Here is a 505-nt window from a genome sequence, read left to right as displayed (position 1 = left end):
ACAAGATGGATACCGTCATGTACGGAAGCCGTCCAAACAAGGCCGCGATCATCGAATTCCGCGCCAGGCAGGCTGCGCTCGAATACTCCTTGTGGCCCGGATATGCGGCGGCGATGCATACTTTCATCACGGAAATCAACGAAGGCGAGCGGCATGGTGTGATTGATCTCGCGCCGCTTGCTTAAGGTAAACGTGTTAGCCGATGCGCCCGCTTTCAGCGTTCCAGCTGAGATAAATAATGGAGAGTTGCATTGAAGAAGTCGGTGACGCATGGCGGAGGATTGCTGCGAACGCAACATATGTTTGAAATGCGAGCCGTCGCTTAAACCGGCAGAACTGCGGAGGAATTGGCCAGCTCCCTTCTGTTGGATTGGAGCCGGCATGGATTCTTCCCGTGCACGGCGCCATTCAATACGAACACGCGCGCGACTAAGCCTACCTGACGGGGGATCGGCATGGCTGTGAAAATCTTGCAGTGTGGATATATGTCCGGGGACACCTACGC

Annotated in this window: 1 protein-coding gene; it reads right to left on the bottom strand. The window is 55.2% G+C overall.

All coding sequences use genetic code 11. The annotated features are described in order from the left end of the window. Positions 1-383, bottom strand: a 383-nt coding sequence (locus BN2475_RS35215) for a hypothetical protein (protein WP_218023769.1), incomplete at its 3' end; no start/stop codon positions are given. Between the last annotated feature and the right edge of the window lie 122 nt (positions 384-505).

The organism is Paraburkholderia ribeironis, assembly GCF_900019265.1.
Lineage (GTDB): Bacteria > Pseudomonadota > Gammaproteobacteria > Burkholderiales > Burkholderiaceae > Paraburkholderia > Paraburkholderia ribeironis.
This window is presented reverse-complemented; position numbering and strand designations above follow the sequence as displayed.